The organism is Wolbachia endosymbiont (group A) of Paraperithous gnathaulax (genome assembly GCF_964028485.1).
Taxonomy (GTDB): Bacteria; Pseudomonadota; Alphaproteobacteria; order Rickettsiales; family Anaplasmataceae; genus Wolbachia; species Wolbachia pipientis.
This window is the reverse complement of record NZ_OZ034784.1, coordinates 1,190,541-1,209,732: the sequence shown is the minus strand read 5'-3', so window position 1 is coordinate 1,209,732 and position 19,192 is coordinate 1,190,541. Positions and strand designations below refer to the sequence as shown.

Here is a 19,192-nt window from a genome sequence, read left to right as displayed (position 1 = left end):
CTCTTACAATATTGCATAACTTGCAAGCAAGGCTTAAAAGAAAGTTACAGAGGCAGGTTATCATGCTTTTTCCATATCCTTTCTACTTTCTTGTTTTTGAGTAGCTCTAATGCTTTGTGAAAGTGATGCCTTGTTTTACTTGGCACTATAATGTCATCAATGTATCCATGTGATGCAGCAAAAAATGGATTAGCAAATTTTTCTTTATATTCTTTAATTAACGTTTGCTGATCTTTTTCGTGTCGAAATATAATCTCAACTGCACTTTCAGGGCCCATCACAGCTATTTCAGCAGTTGGCCAGGCATAATTTATATCACCTTTTAGATGTTTCGAATTCATAACAATGTATGCACCACCATACGCTTTTCTAGTGATAAGGCTAATTTTCGGCACGGTCGCTTCAGCGTAAGCGTAAAGCAATTTCGCTCCGTGTTGTATTATATTATTGTATTCTTGATTTGTACCCGGCAAAAATCCTGGAACATCAATAAGTGTGATGATCGGAATGTTAAATGCGTCACAAAACCTTACAAACCTCGCAGCTTTTCTTGAAGAATCAATATCCAAACATCCTGCAAGGTGCATAGGTTGATTTGCAACAATACCGACAGTATTTCCTCCAATTCTACCAAAACCAGTTATGATATTACGAGCAAAATCAGGTTTCAGTTCAAAGAAATTCCTTTCATCACAAACTTTTTCAATGAGTTCATACATATCATAAGGAGTATTAGGATTGCTAGGAATCAGAGTATTTAAAGATTCATCAATCTCATTAACATCATTACAGATTGGTGCAGATTTTGGTGATTCTTGATTATTTGCTGGTAAGAAAGTAAAGAATTCACGCATTTTTAGCAGCATTTCAACATCATTATTGAATGCAAAATCCGCTACTCCTGTTTTGCTTGTATGAATTTTTGCTCCACCAAGGTCTTCGAAACTTACATCTTCGTAGGTAACCTTTTTTACTACATCTGGTCCGGTTATAAACATATATGAACTGTTTTTCACCATGAAAGTAAAGTCAGTTAATGCTGGGGAATAAACTGCACCTCCTGCACATGGGCCCATAATTAAAGAAATTTGTGGTATAACACCCGATGCATTTACGTTTCTTTGAAAAATTTCTCCATAACCAGCAAGAGAATTTACTCCTTCCTGAATTCTGGCTCCACCAGAATCATTTAGTCCGATAATTGGAACTCTGGCATTAATTGCCATATCCATAATTTTGCATATTTTTTTTGCATGTGACGCACCAAGTGAACCACCAAAGACAGTAAAATCCTGAGAATAAACAAAAACTTTTCTGCCATAAATAGTACCATGACCAATCACTACCCCATCACCTAAAAAATTAGCATTTTGCATGCCAAAATCATTTGCATGATGTTTTACGAATTTATCGTATTCTGCAAAAGAACTTTCATCGAGCAATATACTGAGCCTTTCTCTAGCAGTTAATTTCCCTTTTTCATGTTGTTTGGTAATCCTGTCAGAACCGCCTCCTTTTTCAGCTTCTAGTGCTTTGGTTTTTAGATTTTCTAGTATTTTAAAGTCTTGCATACAATAAAGTAGTTTTCAAATTAGTTGTAGACTTTATTAAGTTTACAAACCCTACTAACTATACACATACACTATTGCTATATGCAACAATGTATGTATGATAATTGTTAATGCTCTGGTGATTCATGGTCACTACTTTGAAAATGTTGCGATGTGTCAACACTTTTCATATTAGAAAGAGGTGGACTAACTGCACTGCTTTTCGTTTGTGCAAAACTTTTAGCAGCTTCAACAACCTTGCTTATACGAGGTTCTTTTTCTAGCTCTTTTAGGTACTTTGAGAAGATTTCACAACTTTTGTCATCCATATGTACCATTATTTTACCAAAACTTTCAGCTTTTTCAGAAGATAAAATCATTTCGATCTTTTCATCGCCTACCCTAAAGGTCATTTTTACTTTGCCTTGCATATCATGATATTGCCAGCTTTTTATTCAGATTAGATTATCTCCTTCTCCTATTCGCAATGCACCATATTCTAAGTCCTTAAATTCCGGGGAGTTCATAAATTTTGCAGGAGTGATCACACTTTTTTCTGGACACTGTACATAATAAAATTTATTATCTCTTTCTACTACAATTCCTTTTTTTTGTCATTTTCAATACTATCACTTACAATTTGTTTTAGACGTGACAAATATTCGCCGCGTTCTTTCAGTATATCTTCTGGCAATAATCTCCGAACTTCTTGGCTCACATCAGTGCCTGTTGAAACTAGATTAAACATTTCTAACATAAGAGGCCGTAGTTTTTCTTTTCCAGTCTCAGTAACATTTTTATCTTGCTCCATGAGGTGGTATAAGATCAGTATCGAATAATCTATTATTGATGACTTTTTTCTCCTTGGAATACATCAACACTAAACATGACCTTGTGCTTTTTTGCATCGTCTATAGATTTTTGAAGTCTCTTTGCTATGTTTTCGATAGCTTCATCATTAGGTAAGTGTTCAGGCAATGGCGTCAACTTAAGGAAAAATATCAGCGATAGTGTATAAAATTTCTCTCCAAATTTTTTATCATTAAATTATCCAAAGAGTGCAAGGGACAGCACTTTTGTTTCTATTTTATTGCAACAAAAAAGTTTAAAATGTGTCTTTTTTAGGTGAGGCATGCAAAAAGGAAAAGATCTTATCTTACAAATTAAAAATGCAATATACTCGAAAACTTTTCAGAAAATCCATTGTGTTGAGTTTTACACGAACAAGAAAACTTCCTTTTTCGACAGTATTTTCTATGATTTTAAAGTTAGTTAAAAAAAGTTTGGGAATAGAATGTGAACTTATGGAGCCATTGACATGTACCCTCAAAGCAAGCTTTTTCTAAAGCAAGGTATAAGATTTGCCATACAGGCTTTCAAGAATTTAAGCATCCAAACAGCCTATCAGGATGAACCTGAGTTGGAGAGGCTATAGACTTATTGCAGCAGATGGTTCTGGTATGAGATTACCCAGCTCTGGGGAAATTGTATCCGAGTTTGAACCAAATGGAACAACAGGCACCATTGGCAATTTGTTTGTTGATTTGTGTACTTCATTGATTTGCAGTGCTCGTCTTGCAGCTTGGAATATAGGTGAACAAACGTTGGCGGCAGAGCAATTACCCGAAGTTATCACTCAAATGCGTTTATTAAATCAAGAGAAATTATTATTTATCTATGATCGTCTTCAGTAAAATTCATTCAGCAGCATTATAATTTGGAAGTAGATTTTATTTTTCGCTTGCAAAAAAGAAATTATAGTAAGCTATGGGAACGCTGGCGAATTAGATTTTGATTTTATATTAGAAAATGAAAAGCTAAAAAATAAAATGAAAGGACAGAAAGTAAGAGTTATAGTGCTGACATTAGCCAACTGAGAAACAGAGTTTTTGACCGAGACTTTGGAGCAAAGCTTATGTGTTAAGGTGGCACATAGAGGAGTGCTATAAACGACTCAAAGTAGGAGCAGAGTTAGAGAATTTTTCTGGAGAGGCTGTATTACAAGAATTTTGGGCAAACTTGGTCATGTGCAATATATTATCGCTTCATATATGTGATGCACAAGGGCCTTGGAACCCAGATCAAATTACTGAGTATCGTTTAAATTTTTCAGTTTTATTTAGTGTAATGAGACAGAAACTCTATCAGGTACTTATTGCGCCAAAAAACTTTCAAGCCCTTTTTAAGTATACGCGCTAAAGTTAAAATCCGACCGGGACAGCCGCAATAAAGTAGATAAGCCTAAACGCCATCATGTCTTTAGGAGAGTTTGCTAATGAAAGTTCTTAAGTTGACGCCATTGGCTGTTCCGATTCGTTATATGACATAAGAGCATCATATATTTCATGCAATGTATTTGAGATGTTTTTTTCCATATGTTGATTAATATGCCCATATATTGTCGTCTCTTCCGAATACTCTGTATCTTTATGTATATGATTTTGTTGCTTTAATTCTTCTCTATCTACACTCTCTATTTGCTCTGACACTAGCATAACTACCCCATATTTTACATAACGAAATAAAAAAATTCTAACTGTAGTATGCTTATATAATCTACGAAGTCAATAGTTAAATTGAAAAGTTTCGGTTATAATTTACTTCATATAGAACATGCCCTTGAATTATGCTAAAAATCGCCATAGTAGGCCTACCAAATGCTGGAAAATCGACCCTATTCAACAGATTAGTAGGAAGAAAAGCAGCAGTAGTGAGTAACATTCCAGGAGTGACAAGGGATAGGCGAGAGGGAATGGGGAGAATTAGCGATTTGGAGTTTAAAGTTATAGATACAGGAGGATGGAACGACCAAACTAATTTTTCACTACAAGTTATTGAACAAATCGAATTTTCTTTATCCAATTCAAACATAATTTTCTTTCTTGTTGATGCAAAAGTGCAAAATGAGCGAAATGAAGAGTTTGCAAAGTGGCTGAAGAGAAAAATAAATAAACCTGTAATACTAGTAGCAAATAAATGCGAGAGTCATAAATCCGAAAATGTTGATTATTTGCAGTTTTTTGATTTTCTTGGCCCGGTGTATATCTCTGCCGAGCATAATCTTGGCATGGTTGATCTTTATGATGCATTAGCTGGTGTTATTGAAAATTTTAACGAGAACACTGAGTTACCTAACAATGAACTGAGTAGGCTGAGGATCGCGATCATCGGCCGTCCGAATGTTGGAAAATCAACTTTTTTAAATGGTTTACTTGCAGAAAACAGACTAATAACAAGTTCAGAGCCAGGTACCACACGTGATTCTGTGGATATTACATATGATCATGATGGAGAGTTAATTACTCTAATTGACACTGCCGGAATCCGCAGAAAGGCGAATGTTGTAGATGGCTTAGAATCAAGATTTGTTGAGAAAAGCATGGAATCAATCAAGCGCTCTCATGTGGTAGTTTTAATGCTAGACTCCCTAGTTGGTATTGAGCAGCAGGATTTATCAATTGGTGAAGCTGCAATTAAGGGAGGGAAAGGGATTATTGTTGTTTTAAATAAGTGGGATTTAATAGGTAAGGATGACAGAAGCAGGTTAATAAAATTTGTCAAACAACAGGAAGTAACCAGGTTATTCTTGGAAGTGCCAACTATAACAATTTCTGCGTTAAAAGGCATGCGCTGCGGTGATGTGATAGATAAGTGTCTTGAAGTGAGTGAATCCTTGAACAAGAAGATCAGCACTGCAAAACTGAATAAGTGGCTCATAGATGCTGTAGGAAAACATTCTCACCCTCTTGTAAAAGGCAAAGCAGTTAAAATGAAGTATATCGCTCAAATTGGTACTAAACCTCCAGCTTTTTCTTTGATATGTAACATACCTGAAAGTGTTGATGAAAGTTACAAACGCTATTTAATTAACGATCTCAGAAAAAATTTCTTTGCAGACGGTGTGCCAGTTAGATTGCTTTTGAAAAAAAATAAAAATCCCTATGTAAAATGAATACTCTGCTTTATACTTTCAGGGATAATTTACTTAAAGTTATGTGTAATAATTCCAGAATTCCTGCAATCTTTCTGCTGTCGAGTGCCGCTGCTCTAATTTTTGCATATGTGCTAGAATATTTTTTCAACATGCTGCCATGCAAGTTATGTACATACGAGCGAATAGTTTACTATATCGCTGGATTACTTGCAGTAGCGTGCATGCTTAAAGACAACAAAATTCTAATCTATGCAATGTTTTGCAGCTACCTCATAGGTGCAGTAATATCTTTTTATCATATAGGTCTTGAACTCCACTTATTTCATGATGTTTTAGGTTGTACAGAGCAAGCAAGTAGTAACGTTAGTATAGAAGAGCTCAGAAATAATCTACTAAATCCTAATTACTCTCCATCTTGTGACAGACCTCATTACGTTCTAGGTGTTTCCTTAGCAACATGGAATCTAATTTATCTCATAGTAGCTCTGTTCGTATCAGGTAAGGTGTATTGTGGAGAAAGAAAGAAATCTAAATAATTTAAGGTACAGCAACAATCAGTTCTTGCAACAGGCAATTAGAGTAGATCACGCTGGAGAATATGGAGCTATTTGCATTTATTCTGGTCAAAAATTTATTCTTAAGAAATCTTCTATAATCAATGAAATAATTGAAATGGAAGAGCAGGAAAAAAAGCATTTTCACTATTTTAATGAGAAAATCAAAGAGCAAAAAGTTCGTCCTACTGTTTTGTTGCCTGTTTGGCGTGTTTTAGGAGTGTCGCTTGGCGTTGCAACTGCCATTATGGGCAAAAAAGCTGCTATGGCTTGCACTGCTGCAGTTGAAGAAGTTATCGGGGAGCACTACAAAGAGCAAGTTTCACATTTAGAAGATGGGGAATTAAGAGAAACTATAAGTAAATTTCGCGACGAGGAGTTAGAGCACAAAGATATTGCAATTCAGCACAATGCTGAAAGCGCATTTGGCTACAACATTTTATCATCATTCATAAAAACAGGCTGCAAAACTGCTATTTACTTGTCTAAGTTAATTTAACTAAGCAGCTTTCTTAAAGTGTTTTAAATGTTCTGATAACAACAGAAACCAGGAAGGAATTCAAGTGTAACAATTATTTTATAACTATATTTACATATCACCATTATTAATAAATAATTAGTATTTGTAAATTAAATACATCTAAAGTATAGACTGCAAAGGAGGCAAAAGTGCGTTTTAATTTAGAAGAGGGAAATGCTCTTATGTAATACCTGCCACAGGTTCACAACTGTACGAACATTCATTTTTGAAGGTAAATTGCACAGCAAATGGTGTCATTCCAGTCTGGAATCCAGAAATTTTGCTTATAACTGAGCTGATAAGCTAAAGGTAATTGTCTTACACTAAAACAAACGTTTTTAATTAAGTTGCATAGAACCAGTGTCTGGGCACTGGGATGACACCCCACTGGTGGTCCAAACTACAACGTTCGTACAGTTGTGGATTCCAGACTGGGATGACACCCTACTGATGGGCCCAAATCACAATGTTCGTACAGTTGTGGGTCAGGCTATAGGATGACAGAAGTTGACTTTATTAGCTATAGGTGGTATGACACTTAGTCAATTTAAGTAAGTAGATGATCTTAGCTACAAAAGTATTTTTTACCTCATTTGTTTTTGGGTTTATTCTTTTTCCCTATTTTATAAAGCTTCTAAAAAAAATAAGCAAAGATGGGCAACCAATTAGATCATGTGGACCAGAAAGTCATTTAATAACAAAAAAGAATGTACCACCTATGGGCGGAATAATAATACTGATTTCTTCTTTATTACCAATTTTACTCTGGGCTCAGTTAACACCAGAAATTTTGCTGCTGATATTGATAACTCTATTTTTTGCTCTACTTGGATTTATTGATGATTATTTAAAATTGAAGACAAATCACTATCGAGGTTTAAGTGCAAAAACCAAAATACTTATTCAGTTTATTGTTGCTCTGGTTGGTGTGTTTATACTTAAGCTATACTCTGCTGAATGTTTTACAAAAACGTCCCTATTTAAAGGAGTAATAATAGATTTTGGCTATCTATATGTTCCGTTTGCTGCGTTTGTAATTGTCGGCTCTTCTAATGCTGTGAATCTCACAGATGGTTTGGATGGCCTTGCTGCAACTCAAGTTATCACTTCCTTTACTTTTTTGGGGCTAATTGCATATATAACTCAGGCAGATATGAATATTACTTTATTCTGCATTGCATTTATAGGAGCTATTCTAAGTTTCTTGTGGTTTAACACACATCCAGCAAAAATATTTATGGGTGATGTTGGTAGCTTGTCGGTAGGTGCGGCTTTAGGGTTAACTAGTGTCCTAATTAAAAGAGAAATGCTTTTTGCCATTATTGGAATAATCTTTGTAATAGAGACTCTATCTGTTATTATTCAGATATCATATTTTAAATATACAAAGTTTAAATATGGAGAAGGAAAAAGAGTTTTTCTTATGGCACCAATACATCATCACTTTGAGAAGAAGGGATGGTCAGAAAATGTAATCGTTATGAAATTTTGGATAATTTCTATTATCTGTTCAGTTTTTACTATAACTTTCTTATTATAAAAACCTATGAAATACCCAGACTTTACATTAGAAAATAAATTATCAGGAGTGATAGCAGGAGTGGATGAAGTTGGAAGAGGTCCGCTAGCTGGTCCAGTAATATCCGCAGCCGTAGTGTTTATTGATAGAAATACAATTATTGATGGAATCAACGACTCGAAAAAGTTGACTCCTCAATGTAGGCAAGTCCTATATGAAAAAATAACATCCGTTGCAAAATTTGGTATAGGAATGGCAAGCGTAGAAGAAATAAATTCATACAATATCTTGCAAGCAACAAAGCTTTCAATGAAACGTGCGTTGATAGACTTGGACCTAGAATTAGATTATGTACTAGTTGATGGTAATCAACCACCTGAAGTGAAATGGCAAGTGAAATCCATAGTAAATGGTGATAATTTGAGTACATCAATTGCAGCAGCTTCAATCGTTGCAAAAGTTACGAGAGATCGGCTTATGCAAGAATTGCATAATAAGCATCCTGAATATAATTGGTATAAAAATAAAGGATATGGGACAAAAGAGCACCTTAACGCTATTGGCCTTTATGGAATTACAGAACATCATAGAAAAAATTTTGCACCCATATCTCGGGCATTATAGCCTTTACCCTTTTTTGAAAGGTATGGTTTCATTAAATAGGCAAACTGTACTCGATCCATTCCTTAAGGTAAACACTGAACTTACCCTTTCGATTATCAGGTAGTTATCAACTGTACGGAAATTTACTAAAGACTCATATCCTGCAGAATCAACCATAAAAACTGCCGGAAAATCAGAGTTTATTTTATTGAATTGTAGATATGTAAATTTTCCGTCATCAAAAACCTTAATTGGTATTATTGACTGACTACCTTTGACGTGCGAGATGGAATAATTAAAATTTAATCCCTTCTTTACAACTTCAATATCATTGATATCAGGAATAATGGTATGACTAGCTTGTTCGAAGATATCACCGTTATTTGTTGTGTAAATCTCATCACTGCTAAATAGTGGATAAAGAAACCTTACTTCATATGCTAATCTTGGATCATCTAGTCCAGTTGCTTCTTCAGCATGAAGTTCAAAGTAATAAACTCTTTTATTGGTAATTATAGTTGCATTAGTATCGGCAATATCATCTATAGGCTTAATAAACAATCTATTACCTTGAGGAAGGAGTTGCCAACCAGTTGAATCACCCATTGAAAGGTTTTGTATTACCTCCCCTGGTTCAAACAATATACTGGACTGATAACCATAAAAACCCGTATACTTATGTATAGCTTGTGGGTTATAATTTATCACCTTTATGTGATTATCTCCAGCTATTGAACGTGGCTCCTGTTTTGCAAGTGCATCACTACCACAGAGGAACAACAGTACGGCAAACAGTAAACCAATCATAATATCAAAATAAATTAATTTTCATTTTATCATTGATAGACATGCACTGCAACTATTAAGGCACTTTCTATACTATAAACCCCAAAGCAAGCGGTAGAAAAGGCAAGAAATAAGGCAAACTCCTTAAATACTTTAGAACTACAGGAGGCTTTACCTGAACGGATATACTTGGAATCCTGCCATTTTCACTTTGTAAACATACCAAGAATTCTGTCCATTATTCCACCCATATTTGCTTCAGCTTGAGTATACTCTATTTTACCACCATGCAAGATTAGTTTAATATCTGATCCAGGTGATATATTAACAAATTTACTGCCAACAACTCCACTGCTAGTGATCAGAGCTGAACTATCAATTGGCAATTTTATGTCTTTGCTTATACACATATCGATTCGTGCTACGTAGGTAGCTTTGTCAAGTGATACACCAGTTATGCTTCCAACATCTACACCAGAGATCTTGACACTATCACCAACTCCTATACCGTTAGCGTTAGCAAAAAGACCATATATTTTATTGCAATCCTTATAGTTTTTCTTTATGTAAGATAGCTTATCAATAGCAAAGAAAATCAGAAAAATAGTGAAAATTAATACAAATAATCCAGCGGTTATTTCAAGTATATTTGACCTTCGCATCTTTAGTTATCAGGACTCCAGCTTTTATAGTAATTTTTCACTTTTTGGTTTGGATAGTATGCATCTTTTGTACCCGTTAAATTAGGAGTATGTTTTACTTTTCTTTTTTTATTATTAACTGGTACTACATTATCAGTATAGTGAAGCCATATATGCCATTCCGGAGGCACTGTTGTAGGCTCAGAGACACTGCTATACATAACCCACCTTTTTCCTTTACTTGATTCATAGTAAGAATTTCCATTTTCATCTCTTCCTACAAATTTATCTTCTCTTCGTAATAGGCGTTTTATTGCGTTATAAATTTTAGATAACATAAGGGTATTAAAACAAAAAGTATTATATATACTAATACTTTAACGATATATTAACAACAATTTAATGCAATTACCAATTTTACAAGTTATTATCCCAATAATTGCATCAATGTTTTGCTTTCTTGCCAAGAAACACAAGGTATCTTGGTTTATTTCTTTTATTGCAACAACAATCACTCTTATCATTTCATCAATACTACTCATTAAAACATATAAAGGCGAAATTATAACTTATCACCTTGGGGATTGGGCTCCCCCGTACGGCATAGAGTTAAGAATCGACGTGTTGAACTCCTTGATTCTAACTTTGGTGAATTTTATAGCGCTGATTAGCGTGCTTTATAGCTTTTATATTAACGAAAAAGAAATTAGCAAAAACAAAATCACTGGTTTTTACTCTCTATTTCTACTGTGCTTAAGCGGACTGTTCGGGATTCTAGTAACAAACGACATATTTAACCTTTACGTTTTCTTGGAAATTTCATCTCTTTCTTCTTATGTATTAGTTTCAATGGGAAGGGATAAAAAAGCCTTGGTTGCAGCATTTGAATATCTAATTAGTGGAACAATAGGCGCAACATTTTATTTATTTGGCATCGGGCTCTTGTATTCAATGACTGGAACGCTCAATATGTCTGACATGGCTGAAAGAATAGTTCCATTACACGATAACAACATCATAAAACTTGGCACGTTGTTCATTTTTATTGGTCTCTCAATCAAAATGGCACTGTTTCCATTAAGCAGGTGGCTGGTTAATGCATATAGTGAGGCGCCAAGTTTCATTAGCATATTCTTTTCAGGCACAGTGACAAAAGTGATGATATATGTTTTCATCAGAATCTTTTATACTGTTTTTCATCAAAATTTCTTCTTATTTAAACCATCACTAAGCAACGTGATAATTATCCTCGCACTTTGCGCTGTTATATTTGGGTCGATATTTGCAATAACCGCAAAAGACATAAAAAGACTGCTTGCTCACTCTAGTATTAGCCAAATTGGTTATATAATTTTAGCACTGAGTTTTAACTCAAAAACAGGTGTATTTGCAGCAATTCTTCACATAGTAAACCACAGCATAATAAAAACATCTTTATTTATGGCTGCAGGATGTATTTCTTACAAATTTGATACAACAAAAATAGAGAATTTATCGGGACTCAAGAAATCAATGCCTTATACAGCACTTGCGTTCACTCTACTCAGTTTAGCATTAATCGGTGTGCCTTTAACAAATGGCTTTGTAAGCAAGTGGTATATAATGAAAGCAATTATCGAATCTCATGCGTGGATTTCCCTTGTAACATTTGCTGCTGGCTCTTTCCTTGCATTGATATATATGTGGAAGATGGTAGAGAAAATGTATTTTGAAAATGATGCAACGTCACGCACTGGAATGACACCGGACAAAATTAATGATGTGCCATTTCCTATGCTTTTCTGTCTATTGTTTATGGCAGTTTTAACAGTAGTAACTGGAATATATAGCACTCCAATTCGGTTAGTAGTTGAGAAGTTGGTTTTTTGATTTTTATCTTTGTTTCATATTTTACTATACTTTAAGGTTATAAGGTCTTTATTGTGGATAGACTGAAGAAGATTCATTGGTTGTTAGTCATTAACGTGATAGCGCTGTTTTGCGTTGGCATTGTTGTTCAATACTCTTCTGCTGGAGGAAAGTGGGTGCCATTTGCGATTCACCAACTGGTCATATTCTCCTTCTTTTTCCTACTTGCTATAGCTATGTCATTCATAGAGCTAGATTTTTATTTGAAGCACGCCTACTTTTTTTATGTAGCAGCAGTGATTTCGCTATTAGTAGTGAATTTTTTTGGCTCACACATAATGGGTGCAACAAGGTGGATAAGAATTGGATCAATTAGTTTGCAACCATCAGAATTTGCAAAAGTAGGCTTAATACTTGCGCTTGCTCGCTATTTTGATAAGCAGAGTGTATATAAAATGATGGAATTTAAAAGATTGCTTAAGGCACTTATAATTATTTTCTTACCCGTGTTCTTGGTGTTAAAGCAACCTAATTTAGGCACAGCTGTGATAATGTTATTTATAGGGATATCAATTATATTCACAGCAATAATAAAAAGATCTCATTCGGTAATATGTGGAACGCTTGGCATTTTTGCAGTACCGGCTATTTGGCCTTTTTTACGTCCTTATCACAAGCAAAGGATATTGTCGTTTTTGGATTCATCAGTGGATCCACTTGGAATAGGTTATAATGCGCAGCAATCTCAGATAGCTATTGGTTCAGGAGGTTTGCTTGGTAAGGGCTTTGTTAACGGAAGTCAAACTCAACTTGGATTTTTGCCGGAGAAACGTACAGATTTTGCTTTTGCAGTGCTGAGTGAGGAATGGGGATTTTTAGGTAGCATGGCTTTAATTTTGCTTTATACCTCATTACTTGGCATAATTTTCTCTATCGCTTATAGGTCGAAAAATTATTTTTCTAAGTCGGTATCTATCGGCATTTTCGCCTTTTTTAGTGCTCATTTCTTTATAAACATCGGAATGACAATGGGCCTCTTACCTGTGATAGGCGACCCATTGCCATTTCTGTCCTATGGAGGAAGTACAACTGCTGCAAGCTTAATATGCATAGGATTATTGCTGGCAATAAAAGCAGATGAACAACAAAATGCTTGTATTTTACCTATGCTAAAGTAAAATTAAATTTTACTTAATAGTTTTTATGCTAGATGAAATGCGTGAGGAATGTGGGGTATTTGGCATAAGTTGCAACCAAAGTGCTGCTTTTAACTCTATACTTGCTCTCCACGCTTTGCAGCATAGAGGTCAAGAGTCTTTTGGCGTAGTAACCAGTAACAACGATAAGCTGCACTCTTATCACTTTCAAGGTCAAGTGAGCAGCGTATTTGATGATATAGATGAAATAAAGAAATCCTTACCTGGAGATTGTGCAATAGGTCATGTTCGATACTCAACAAGTGGTAATAAATTTGGAGTGCAGCCCATGTTTAGCAAAAGTGGCAAATTTGGGGATTTCGCCATAGCACATAATGGTAATTTAATTAATATTTCTCCGATACGCGAACAATTGATTAAACAAGAGTGCGTTTTTCAGTCAGATATTGATACAGAAGTAGTAGTGCATCTGACAGCAAGCGGTGAAAAAGATAGCTTTTTAGAGAGTTTTATATATGCATTAAAGCAAATACAAGGTGCTTATTCTTTTGTTGCAATCAATCAAGAAGTAGTTATTGGAGTACGTGATTCATCTGGAATCAGGCCTCTTGTTTTAGGAAAGTTAAACGGTTCTTACGTTCTTGCATCTGAAACTTGTGCTCTTGATATAATAAATGCAGAGTTTGTTAGAGAAATAGAACCAGGCGAATTAGTTACCATCAGTTCGGGTAGTAAGCTAGCCTCAATGTTTCCTTTCCCACAGCAAAAATCAAGTTTTTGTATTTTTGAATACGTTTATTTTTCAAGACCAGACAGCATAATGGAGAATAGGTCTATATACGATACAAGAAAAGAAATAGGAAGAATACTTGCAGAAGAGAGCCCACCAAAAAACAATGTAGATATGGTTGTACCAATACCTGATTCTGGAATACCTGCAGCTATTGGATATGCAAAGCATTCAGGATTACCTATGGAACTGGGAATAATTCGTAATCATTACATAGGAAGAACTTTTATACAACCAACCGCTGAAGTACGTAAAGTTAGAATAAAATTAAAATTCAATGCTAATAAGCACACTTTGAAAGGTAAAAACATAATTTTAATAGATGATAGTATAGTGCGTGGTAGTACGTTAACAAATATAATAGTTATGCTAAAGGATGCAGGAGTAAAAGAGATTCACCTCAAAATTTCAAGCCCACCAATTAAGCATTCTTGTTTTTATGGAATAGATACGCCAGAGTGCAAAGATTTAATTGCTGCAAATAAATCTGTAGAGGAAATTAAGGAAGTTATAGGAGTAGATAGCCTAGCCTTCTTGAGTATTGATGGATTATATCAGGCTGTTAAAGGAGAAGTGCGTAACAATGCTACACCACAATATTGTGATGCTTGTTTCACTGGTGATTATCCAATTGGCAAATAGTCTACGCAAGATCTTAAGTTTTTAAACCGCCAAAATTTCTCTTGGCCTTTACTAATTCCGATTCTCGGAGTGCACACATAATCTGGTTTGAGGTGAGATTCATAAACACAAAATTCGTGGCTTATAGTAAGGTCCTGTTTGTTATGTTCTTTTGTAATATTTAATCTTTTACACAATATTCCTGGCCCACCTAAATTTGCCTCAAGCGGTTCAATGAGCTTTAATCCCCGTATTAACACTGCTGCTGGGAACCCTTCTGCTTCTGTTACAATATTTAAACAGTAATACATTCCATATATAAAGTACACATATGAAAACCCCGGCATACCAAACATTACTGAGGTTCGGTTAGTATAACCCTTAGCTGCATGACAAGCTGGGTCACTCATTCCTATATAGGCTTCAACTTCGGTTATTATTCCACTAAAGTTAGAAAATTTCAGCATCTTTCCTAGTAACTCCCCGGCTACAACCAAAGTTGGCCGCTCGTAGAAATTTCTTGGTAGTATTGTGTTGCTCATCATAAAAGTATAAGTTACTTGCAGATGCAAGCAACTTATACTGAATTTTCACTACTTTACCTATTTTGAAGCAGCAGGAGCTTGATGCTTTTGTGATGCGCCGCTCAAGTCTTCTACATTTGTTGAATGCTGCTCCAAAAATTTTACTTCTTCAGAGCTTTGTTGTAATTGTGTTTGTGGCAATTGTGATGCTAACACTTCATGTAAAGGCTTTGCTTCATATTGCCTTCCTACTTTTACTTCTTTATGTGCAGCTAATTGCTCCATAGTAACACCATTACCCTCAATAAGTTCTACGGAGCCATTATCATGAATATTAATTTTAATATTACATTCTTTTCCTTGAGCATTCCACTTTAAAGTCATTTGATATGACCCATTAGCTACTTCATAAATTCTTGTTCCATGTTCATCAACCCGGCAACGTAGCCCCCTTGCTTTACTTTGAGGTAGCAATAATGTAATTGCTTTCACGCCATATTGTTTACACAAATCGTTATTTAGAATGTCACTCATGCTTATTTCTTTTGTATTACTACCTATCGCAATTCTTACGGCAGGCTCAATAATATTATCTTCATTTTTGCTTTCTTTAAGTTTTATAAATTCTATATCATTATTTTCTATATTTTTAGATATCTCTTCTTTAATTTGTTCAGCAATTTTGCCTATAATGTTCTTACCACCATATTTATTCTCATCCCGAGCAGTATATGTACATATACCATTACTATCCTTATGAATATAAGGTTTTGGTTTCTTTTTATTAGTGGTATTAGTAGAAGTGTTGTTCTGCATTATAAAGAACTCATTCCATTCTTCTGCATTATTAGGAGTGACGTATTTAGGTACATTCTCATCTAGTGTTGATTTAGGTACATTTTTAGTATCCGAAATCGAATTATTATCAGAAGGACTGATATTTAGATTAGAAGAAGTTTCAATTAAAGATACAGTTTCAGTGCTATTAGTTAACATATATGCCTCCATTATTTTTAATATATAAATGTTAGCATATAGATACCACGCCAATTAGTCAATATAAATTATGATGTTTAATGTTGAAAGCTCAAATACTCCTTTGCTTGATCGGTTAGAACGCGCCCTCTTGGTGTGCGCTTTACAAAACTAATTTTGATTAAATAAGGTTCTACTGTTTCTTCAATATTGCCAACATCTTCGGATAGCGCAATAGATATGGTGTCAATTCCAACAGGGCCTGAAGTGTTGAATAAAAATCTTAGATAATTCATATCAAGTTTATTGAGTCCCATTTTATCTACACCCAATTTTAGTAATACAGAATCAGCGACTTCATAAGTAATTTTTTTATCATCTTTCACTTCAACAAAATCCCTTATTCTTCTGAGTAACCTCAAAGCAATTCTTGGAGTGCCGCGCGCACGGCAGGCAATTTCCCGTGCTGCATCCTCTTCAATTTCAGCAGAAAGAACTCTTGCGCCTCTTTTTATAATATTAACCAGCTCCTCAAAGGAATAAAACTCAAGATGCAAAGGAATGCCAAAACGATCTCTGAGTGGCGCAGAAAGTAATCCAAGCCGTGTTGTTGCTCCAATTAGCGTAAATGGTGGTAGATCTATCCTTAAAGTGCGAGTAGATGGACCTTCACCTACTAATATGTCCAGGCAAAAATCTTCCATAGCAGTATATAAAACTTCTTCGATGCTGCGATTTAATCTATGAATTTCGTCGATAAATAGAACATCTTTTGCATTTAAAGTGGTAAGCACTGCGGCCAAATCTCCAGCTTTACTAAGTAAAGGACCAGAAGTTGCGCGAAAGCTAACTCTTAATTCTTTAGAAACAATTTGTGCTAAAGTTGTTTTGCCAAGCCCTGGAGGACCATATAATAAAACGTGATCTAAAGCTTCAGTTCTCGTCTGTGCAGCGTTTATAAACACTTTTAAATTTTGTATTAAGTCTTTTTGCCCGACAAAATCATCAAGTTGTTCAGGCCTGATGTTGATATTGTGCACATCTTCAGTATATTCTTTACCGCACGATATTGATTTCATAGTATTGAAAGCTCCTTAAGCGCCATGCGAATAATATCCTTAGTGTCCAGATTTGGCCTGTATTTTTTTATCGTATCATAAGCTTTCATTTTTTCATACCCAAGATTGATCAATGCTGAAAGGGCATCTTCATTAATTGGATGAAAATTATTGTTATTTATTTCTAGTTTACTCACTTTGCCACTCAATTCAGTGATGATTCGATTTATGAGTTTCAGGCCAAGTCCGCTCATCTTGAGTGCTACTTTATCTTCATTCATAATTGCCAAAAATAGCTGTTCTGGAGTTAATTTGCCCAAAATTGACATTGCAGTTTTATAGCTAACGCCGCTTACTTTAACTAGCAACCTCAAGCACTGCTGTTCTTCTTCGCTTATAAAACCATATAGCTGAGTAGTGTTTTCTCTGTTATTTGCATAGGTTTCGATAAGTAATTTGATTCTACTTCCAATTGCACAAGCACTTAAAGTTTTGGCTGAAAGATACACCATATAGCCAACATCATTCACATTCAGGATTATGTGATCACTGCGCACTTCATCAACTATTCCGCTTAGATTTCCTATCATTTTTAACACTATATAGAGTTCAGTTTAAATACTCCCGGATCTTAGGTCAAGCAAACGAACATTATAACAGGGAAACGTGGCTAAAAAACCACTTGACAAACTCCGCCAGCCCCCTTATCATAAACACTGAAGCTATTTATTTATCTTCTCTGTACAGATTAAATGACAAAAAAACTCACGTATCTGGCGTATCATGTTTAATTTTTTGCACTATGTGCACCTTATGTCTTATAAAATTTCTACCTACATAAGCTGAAACGCGCTTATAAAGCGTTTAAAACATAAAAAAACGCCAACTTAAAAAATGGATAGTGAATAACTAGCTACCCTAGGGTTTCTTTTGCCTTTTTTCTGTTTAGTAAATTTCTTAACGTTTATAATTTAGATTAGTTGCGGTTTAAAAGTAGCTGAATCGCGGTTATTAAGTGTTTAGAATAAAAAAACGCCATACTTGAAAGTATAATGTAAGTAATTAGCCAATCATGGGGCTTTTTTTGCCTTTTTTTTCGTTTGGTAAATTTCTTAATGTTTATAGCTAAACGACAACCGTCATCCCGCTGCTTGTTAGCGGGATCTATGCTAAGAGATACCGCGGATGAATCGCGCGGTATGACGGTTCGTGGTGGCATCTCGTCATCCCGCTACGTGTTAGCGGCTAAGAGATACCGCGGCGGTATGACGTCTTAGCCATAGATTACCTGATCTCACCATCTTTCCGGTTGTTTTATACATAATTCTCGGATTTTGAAAGTTCACTTTGAATAAATTGCTCATATTCTTTATCCTCTAGTTCTTCAAAAATCTCAGGATAATGTTTACTGGAACGAGTAATTATTGAAATTAGCTCTTGCTTTGTTTTTCTTAGTAAAACCTTTCAAAGAGAGTCTGTTCATCTGGGCGCGCAGACGATCGATACTCCTTTCTATCAAGTGCAACCAAAGCAAAACCTGTTGCAGCCATATGCTTACATGGACCATAATACACAAATGCAGGACAGGAACATGTTCCACTCAAAAGAGGACCATCGTGCTTTAGTGTTACTCGATATACATTTGATCCAACTACCTTTGATTTAGCTTGAGATTCATTAACAGATATAATCTGTACCTTTCTTTTGTCAAAATAATCCCTTCCTCTGGAGCGGTAGGGTTCTTTGATAAGACCTGTGATATCTTTATAATACAGTCTCATTTTTACCTCCTTTAAAACCCTCAATTTTCTAATATATCCTTTCTTCCATAAAAATTTATTAACTCACCACGACTTTTATATGGCCCTGCGGACAATTTTATAGTGCTATAGCTAACTCAAGAAAGGTTTCCCTACGTCATACCGCGATTCATTCCATAACTGTATGAACATTCATTTTTGAAGGTAAATTGCACAGCAAATGGTGTCATGAAAGTAGCTGACACTGGAATCCAGCCTTGCCGTAATCTCATCAAGAACGTTGTGTTTTAACATAAAACGGCTACTTTTATACTTACCAACTTAATAAAATTCCTGGATCCCAGTGGGCTTT

General features: G+C 35.1%; 20 protein-coding genes and 1 pseudogene. 9 read left to right on the top strand and 12 right to left on the bottom strand.

Annotated features, from left to right (window positions below; all coding sequences use genetic code 11):
* Positions 1-44 precede the first annotated feature (44 nt).
* From ABWU74_RS06390 to ABWU74_RS06380, 3 genes are all read right to left on the bottom strand, one after another.
* Positions 45-1,571: an acyl-CoA carboxylase subunit beta gene (locus ABWU74_RS06390; RefSeq protein ID WP_209472540.1), complete on the bottom strand. Its 1,527-nt coding sequence runs from the start codon at positions 1,569-1,571 to the stop codon at positions 45-47.
* 107 nt (positions 1,572-1,678) lie between these two features.
* Positions 1,679-1,981, bottom strand: a complete 303-nt coding sequence (locus tag ABWU74_RS06385) for a hypothetical protein (RefSeq protein ID WP_231115838.1) — start codon at positions 1,979-1,981, stop codon at positions 1,679-1,681.
* Between the two features lie 164 nt (positions 1,982-2,145).
* A complete protein-coding gene (locus ABWU74_RS06380) occupies positions 2,146-2,361 on the bottom strand; it encodes a hypothetical protein (protein ID WP_233641024.1) in 216 nt (71 codons plus the stop codon).
* A gap of 321 nt (positions 2,362-2,682) precedes the next feature.
* Between ABWU74_RS06380 and ABWU74_RS06375 the strand changes: the two are divergent.
* Positions 2,683-3,826 (top strand): annotated as a pseudogene (locus ABWU74_RS06375) (transposase).
* 9 nt (positions 3,827-3,835) lie between these two features.
* Here the strand turns inward: ABWU74_RS06375 and ABWU74_RS06370 are convergent.
* The gene (locus ABWU74_RS06370; protein WP_010081834.1) at positions 3,836-4,045 is read right to left on the bottom strand and encodes a hypothetical protein; all 210 of its coding nucleotides are present in this window, start codon (positions 4,043-4,045) and stop codon (positions 3,836-3,838) included.
* 131 nt (positions 4,046-4,176) lie between these two features.
* Between ABWU74_RS06370 and der the strand changes: the two genes are divergently transcribed.
* The 5 genes from der to ABWU74_RS06345 all read left to right on the top strand — a co-directional run bounded on the left by der (position 4,177) and on the right by ABWU74_RS06345 (position 8,701).
* Positions 4,177-5,502: a ribosome biogenesis GTPase Der gene (der, locus tag ABWU74_RS06365; RefSeq protein WP_010963041.1), complete on the top strand. Its 1,326-nt coding sequence runs from the start codon at positions 4,177-4,179 to the stop codon at positions 5,500-5,502.
* Positions 5,499-6,020 carry a disulfide bond formation protein B gene (locus tag ABWU74_RS06360; RefSeq protein ID WP_010963042.1) on the top strand — a complete coding sequence of 174 codons (522 nt, stop codon included), beginning with the start codon at positions 5,499-5,501 and terminating at the stop codon, positions 6,018-6,020. Before der ends, ABWU74_RS06360 begins: the two co-directional genes overlap by 4 nt.
* A complete protein-coding gene (locus ABWU74_RS06355; protein ID WP_006279362.1) occupies positions 5,995-6,537 on the top strand; it encodes a demethoxyubiquinone hydroxylase family protein in 543 nt (180 codons plus the stop codon). Before ABWU74_RS06360 ends, ABWU74_RS06355 begins: the two co-directional genes overlap by 26 nt.
* A gap of 580 nt (positions 6,538-7,117) precedes the next feature.
* On the top strand, positions 7,118-8,098 hold the full coding sequence (gene mraY / locus ABWU74_RS06350; RefSeq protein WP_353289295.1) for a phospho-N-acetylmuramoyl-pentapeptide-transferase: 981 nt from the start codon (positions 7,118-7,120) through the stop codon (positions 8,096-8,098).
* 6 nt (positions 8,099-8,104) lie between these two features.
* Positions 8,105-8,701: a ribonuclease HII gene (locus ABWU74_RS06345; RefSeq protein WP_010082329.1), complete on the top strand. Its 597-nt coding sequence runs from the start codon at positions 8,105-8,107 to the stop codon at positions 8,699-8,701.
* Between the two features lie 3 nt (positions 8,702-8,704).
* On the opposite strand, the gene virB9 is transcribed toward ABWU74_RS06345, so the two are convergent.
* The 3 genes from virB9 to ABWU74_RS06330 all read right to left on the bottom strand — a co-directional run bounded on the left by virB9 (position 8,705) and on the right by ABWU74_RS06330 (position 10,445).
* On the bottom strand, positions 8,705-9,487 hold the full coding sequence (gene virB9, locus ABWU74_RS06340) for a P-type conjugative transfer protein VirB9 (protein ID WP_010082330.1): 783 nt from the start codon (positions 9,485-9,487) through the stop codon (positions 8,705-8,707).
* A 185-nt stretch (positions 9,488-9,672) separates the two neighbouring features.
* Positions 9,673-10,128, bottom strand: a complete 456-nt coding sequence (locus ABWU74_RS06335; RefSeq protein WP_010082331.1) for an outer membrane lipid asymmetry maintenance protein MlaD — start codon at positions 10,126-10,128, stop codon at positions 9,673-9,675.
* Positions 10,129-10,130: 2 nt separating this feature from the next.
* Positions 10,131-10,445, bottom strand: coding sequence for an NADH-ubiquinone oxidoreductase subunit NDUFA12 family protein (locus ABWU74_RS06330; protein ID WP_209472502.1), 315 nt, complete (start codon positions 10,443-10,445; stop codon positions 10,131-10,133).
* 64 nt (positions 10,446-10,509) lie between these two features.
* Here ABWU74_RS06330 and ABWU74_RS06325 point away from each other — a divergent pair, with 64 nt between their 5' ends.
* The 3 genes from ABWU74_RS06325 to purF are packed head-to-tail and all read left to right on the top strand — an operon-like array spanning position 10,510 to position 14,544.
* A complete protein-coding gene (locus ABWU74_RS06325) occupies positions 10,510-11,976 on the top strand; it encodes a proton-conducting transporter membrane subunit (protein ID WP_264705939.1) in 1,467 nt (488 codons plus the stop codon).
* Between the two features lie 53 nt (positions 11,977-12,029).
* Complete coding sequence (gene rodA, locus ABWU74_RS06320; RefSeq protein ID WP_253303503.1) at positions 12,030-13,133, top strand: rod shape-determining protein RodA; 1,104 nt, start codon at positions 12,030-12,032, stop codon at positions 13,131-13,133.
* A gap of 25 nt (positions 13,134-13,158) precedes the next feature.
* A complete protein-coding gene (gene purF, locus ABWU74_RS06315) occupies positions 13,159-14,544 on the top strand; it encodes an amidophosphoribosyltransferase (RefSeq protein WP_010082377.1) in 1,386 nt (461 codons plus the stop codon).
* Here purF and ABWU74_RS06310 read toward each other — a convergent pair.
* The 5 genes from ABWU74_RS06310 to ABWU74_RS06290 all read right to left on the bottom strand — a co-directional run bounded on the left by ABWU74_RS06310 (position 14,526) and on the right by ABWU74_RS06290 (position 18,861).
* A complete protein-coding gene (locus ABWU74_RS06310; RefSeq protein ID WP_038199418.1) occupies positions 14,526-15,065 on the bottom strand; it encodes a DNA-3-methyladenine glycosylase in 540 nt (179 codons plus the stop codon). The genes purF and ABWU74_RS06310 overlap by 19 nt on opposite strands.
* 60 nt (positions 15,066-15,125) lie before the next feature.
* Positions 15,126-16,043, bottom strand: a complete 918-nt coding sequence (locus tag ABWU74_RS06305; RefSeq protein ID WP_353289294.1) for a hypothetical protein — start codon at positions 16,041-16,043, stop codon at positions 15,126-15,128.
* Positions 16,044-16,120: 77 nt separating this feature from the next.
* Positions 16,121-17,101, bottom strand: coding sequence for a Holliday junction branch migration DNA helicase RuvB (gene ruvB / locus ABWU74_RS06300; RefSeq protein ID WP_264705936.1), 981 nt, complete (start codon positions 17,099-17,101; stop codon positions 16,121-16,123).
* A complete protein-coding gene (gene ruvA, locus ABWU74_RS06295) occupies positions 17,098-17,670 on the bottom strand; it encodes a Holliday junction branch migration protein RuvA (protein ID WP_209472514.1) in 573 nt (190 codons plus the stop codon). Before ruvA ends, ruvB begins: the two co-directional genes overlap by 4 nt.
* An 861-nt stretch (positions 17,671-18,531) precedes the next feature.
* Positions 18,532-18,861: an SWIM zinc finger domain-containing protein gene (locus ABWU74_RS06290; RefSeq protein ID WP_007548583.1), complete on the bottom strand. Its 330-nt coding sequence runs from the start codon at positions 18,859-18,861 to the stop codon at positions 18,532-18,534.
* Between the last annotated feature and the right edge of the window lie 331 nt (positions 18,862-19,192).

What these genes read in the sequence shown, in the direction of transcription:
- ABWU74_RS06360 (WP_010963042.1), top strand. Translation starts at nt 5,499, where the DNA reads ATGAATACTCTGCTTTATACTTTCAGGGATAATTTACTTAAAGTTATG.
- ABWU74_RS06310 (WP_038199418.1), bottom strand. Translation starts at nt 15,065, where the DNA reads ATGAGCAACACAATACTACCAAGAAATTTCTACGAGCGGCCAACTTTG.
- mraY (WP_353289295.1), top strand. Translation starts at nt 7,118, where the DNA reads ATGATCTTAGCTACAAAAGTATTTTTTACCTCATTTGTTTTTGGGTTT.
- ABWU74_RS06390 (WP_209472540.1), bottom strand. Translation starts at nt 1,571, where the DNA reads ATGCAAGACTTTAAAATACTAGAAAATCTAAAAACCAAAGCACTAGAA.
- ABWU74_RS06345 (WP_010082329.1), top strand. Translation starts at nt 8,105, where the DNA reads ATGAAATACCCAGACTTTACATTAGAAAATAAATTATCAGGAGTGATA.
- der (WP_010963041.1), top strand. Translation starts at nt 4,177, where the DNA reads ATGCTAAAAATCGCCATAGTAGGCCTACCAAATGCTGGAAAATCGACC.
- ABWU74_RS06385 (WP_231115838.1), bottom strand. Translation starts at nt 1,981, where the DNA reads ATGCAAGGCAAAGTAAAAATGACCTTTAGGGTAGGCGATGAAAAGATC.
- purF (WP_010082377.1), top strand. Translation starts at nt 13,159, where the DNA reads ATGCTAGATGAAATGCGTGAGGAATGTGGGGTATTTGGCATAAGTTGC.
- virB9 (WP_010082330.1), bottom strand. Translation starts at nt 9,487, where the DNA reads ATGATTGGTTTACTGTTTGCCGTACTGTTGTTCCTCTGTGGTAGTGAT.
- ruvA (WP_209472514.1), bottom strand. Translation starts at nt 17,670, where the DNA reads ATGATAGGAAATCTAAGCGGAATAGTTGATGAAGTGCGCAGTGATCAC.
- ABWU74_RS06325 (WP_264705939.1), top strand. Translation starts at nt 10,510, where the DNA reads ATGCAATTACCAATTTTACAAGTTATTATCCCAATAATTGCATCAATG.
- ABWU74_RS06370 (WP_010081834.1), bottom strand. Translation starts at nt 4,045, where the DNA reads ATGCTAGTGTCAGAGCAAATAGAGAGTGTAGATAGAGAAGAATTAAAG.
- ruvB (WP_264705936.1), bottom strand. Translation starts at nt 17,101, where the DNA reads ATGAAATCAATATCGTGCGGTAAAGAATATACTGAAGATGTGCACAAT.
- ABWU74_RS06290 (WP_007548583.1), bottom strand. Translation starts at nt 18,861, where the DNA reads ATGAGACTGTATTATAAAGATATCACAGGTCTTATCAAAGAACCCTAC.
- ABWU74_RS06380 (WP_233641024.1), bottom strand. Translation starts at nt 2,361, where the DNA reads ATGGAGCAAGATAAAAATGTTACTGAGACTGGAAAAGAAAAACTACGG.
- ABWU74_RS06330 (WP_209472502.1), bottom strand. Translation starts at nt 10,445, where the DNA reads ATGTTATCTAAAATTTATAACGCAATAAAACGCCTATTACGAAGAGAA.
- ABWU74_RS06305 (WP_353289294.1), bottom strand. Translation starts at nt 16,043, where the DNA reads ATGTTAACTAATAGCACTGAAACTGTATCTTTAATTGAAACTTCTTCT.
- ABWU74_RS06335 (WP_010082331.1), bottom strand. Translation starts at nt 10,128, where the DNA reads ATGCGAAGGTCAAATATACTTGAAATAACCGCTGGATTATTTGTATTA.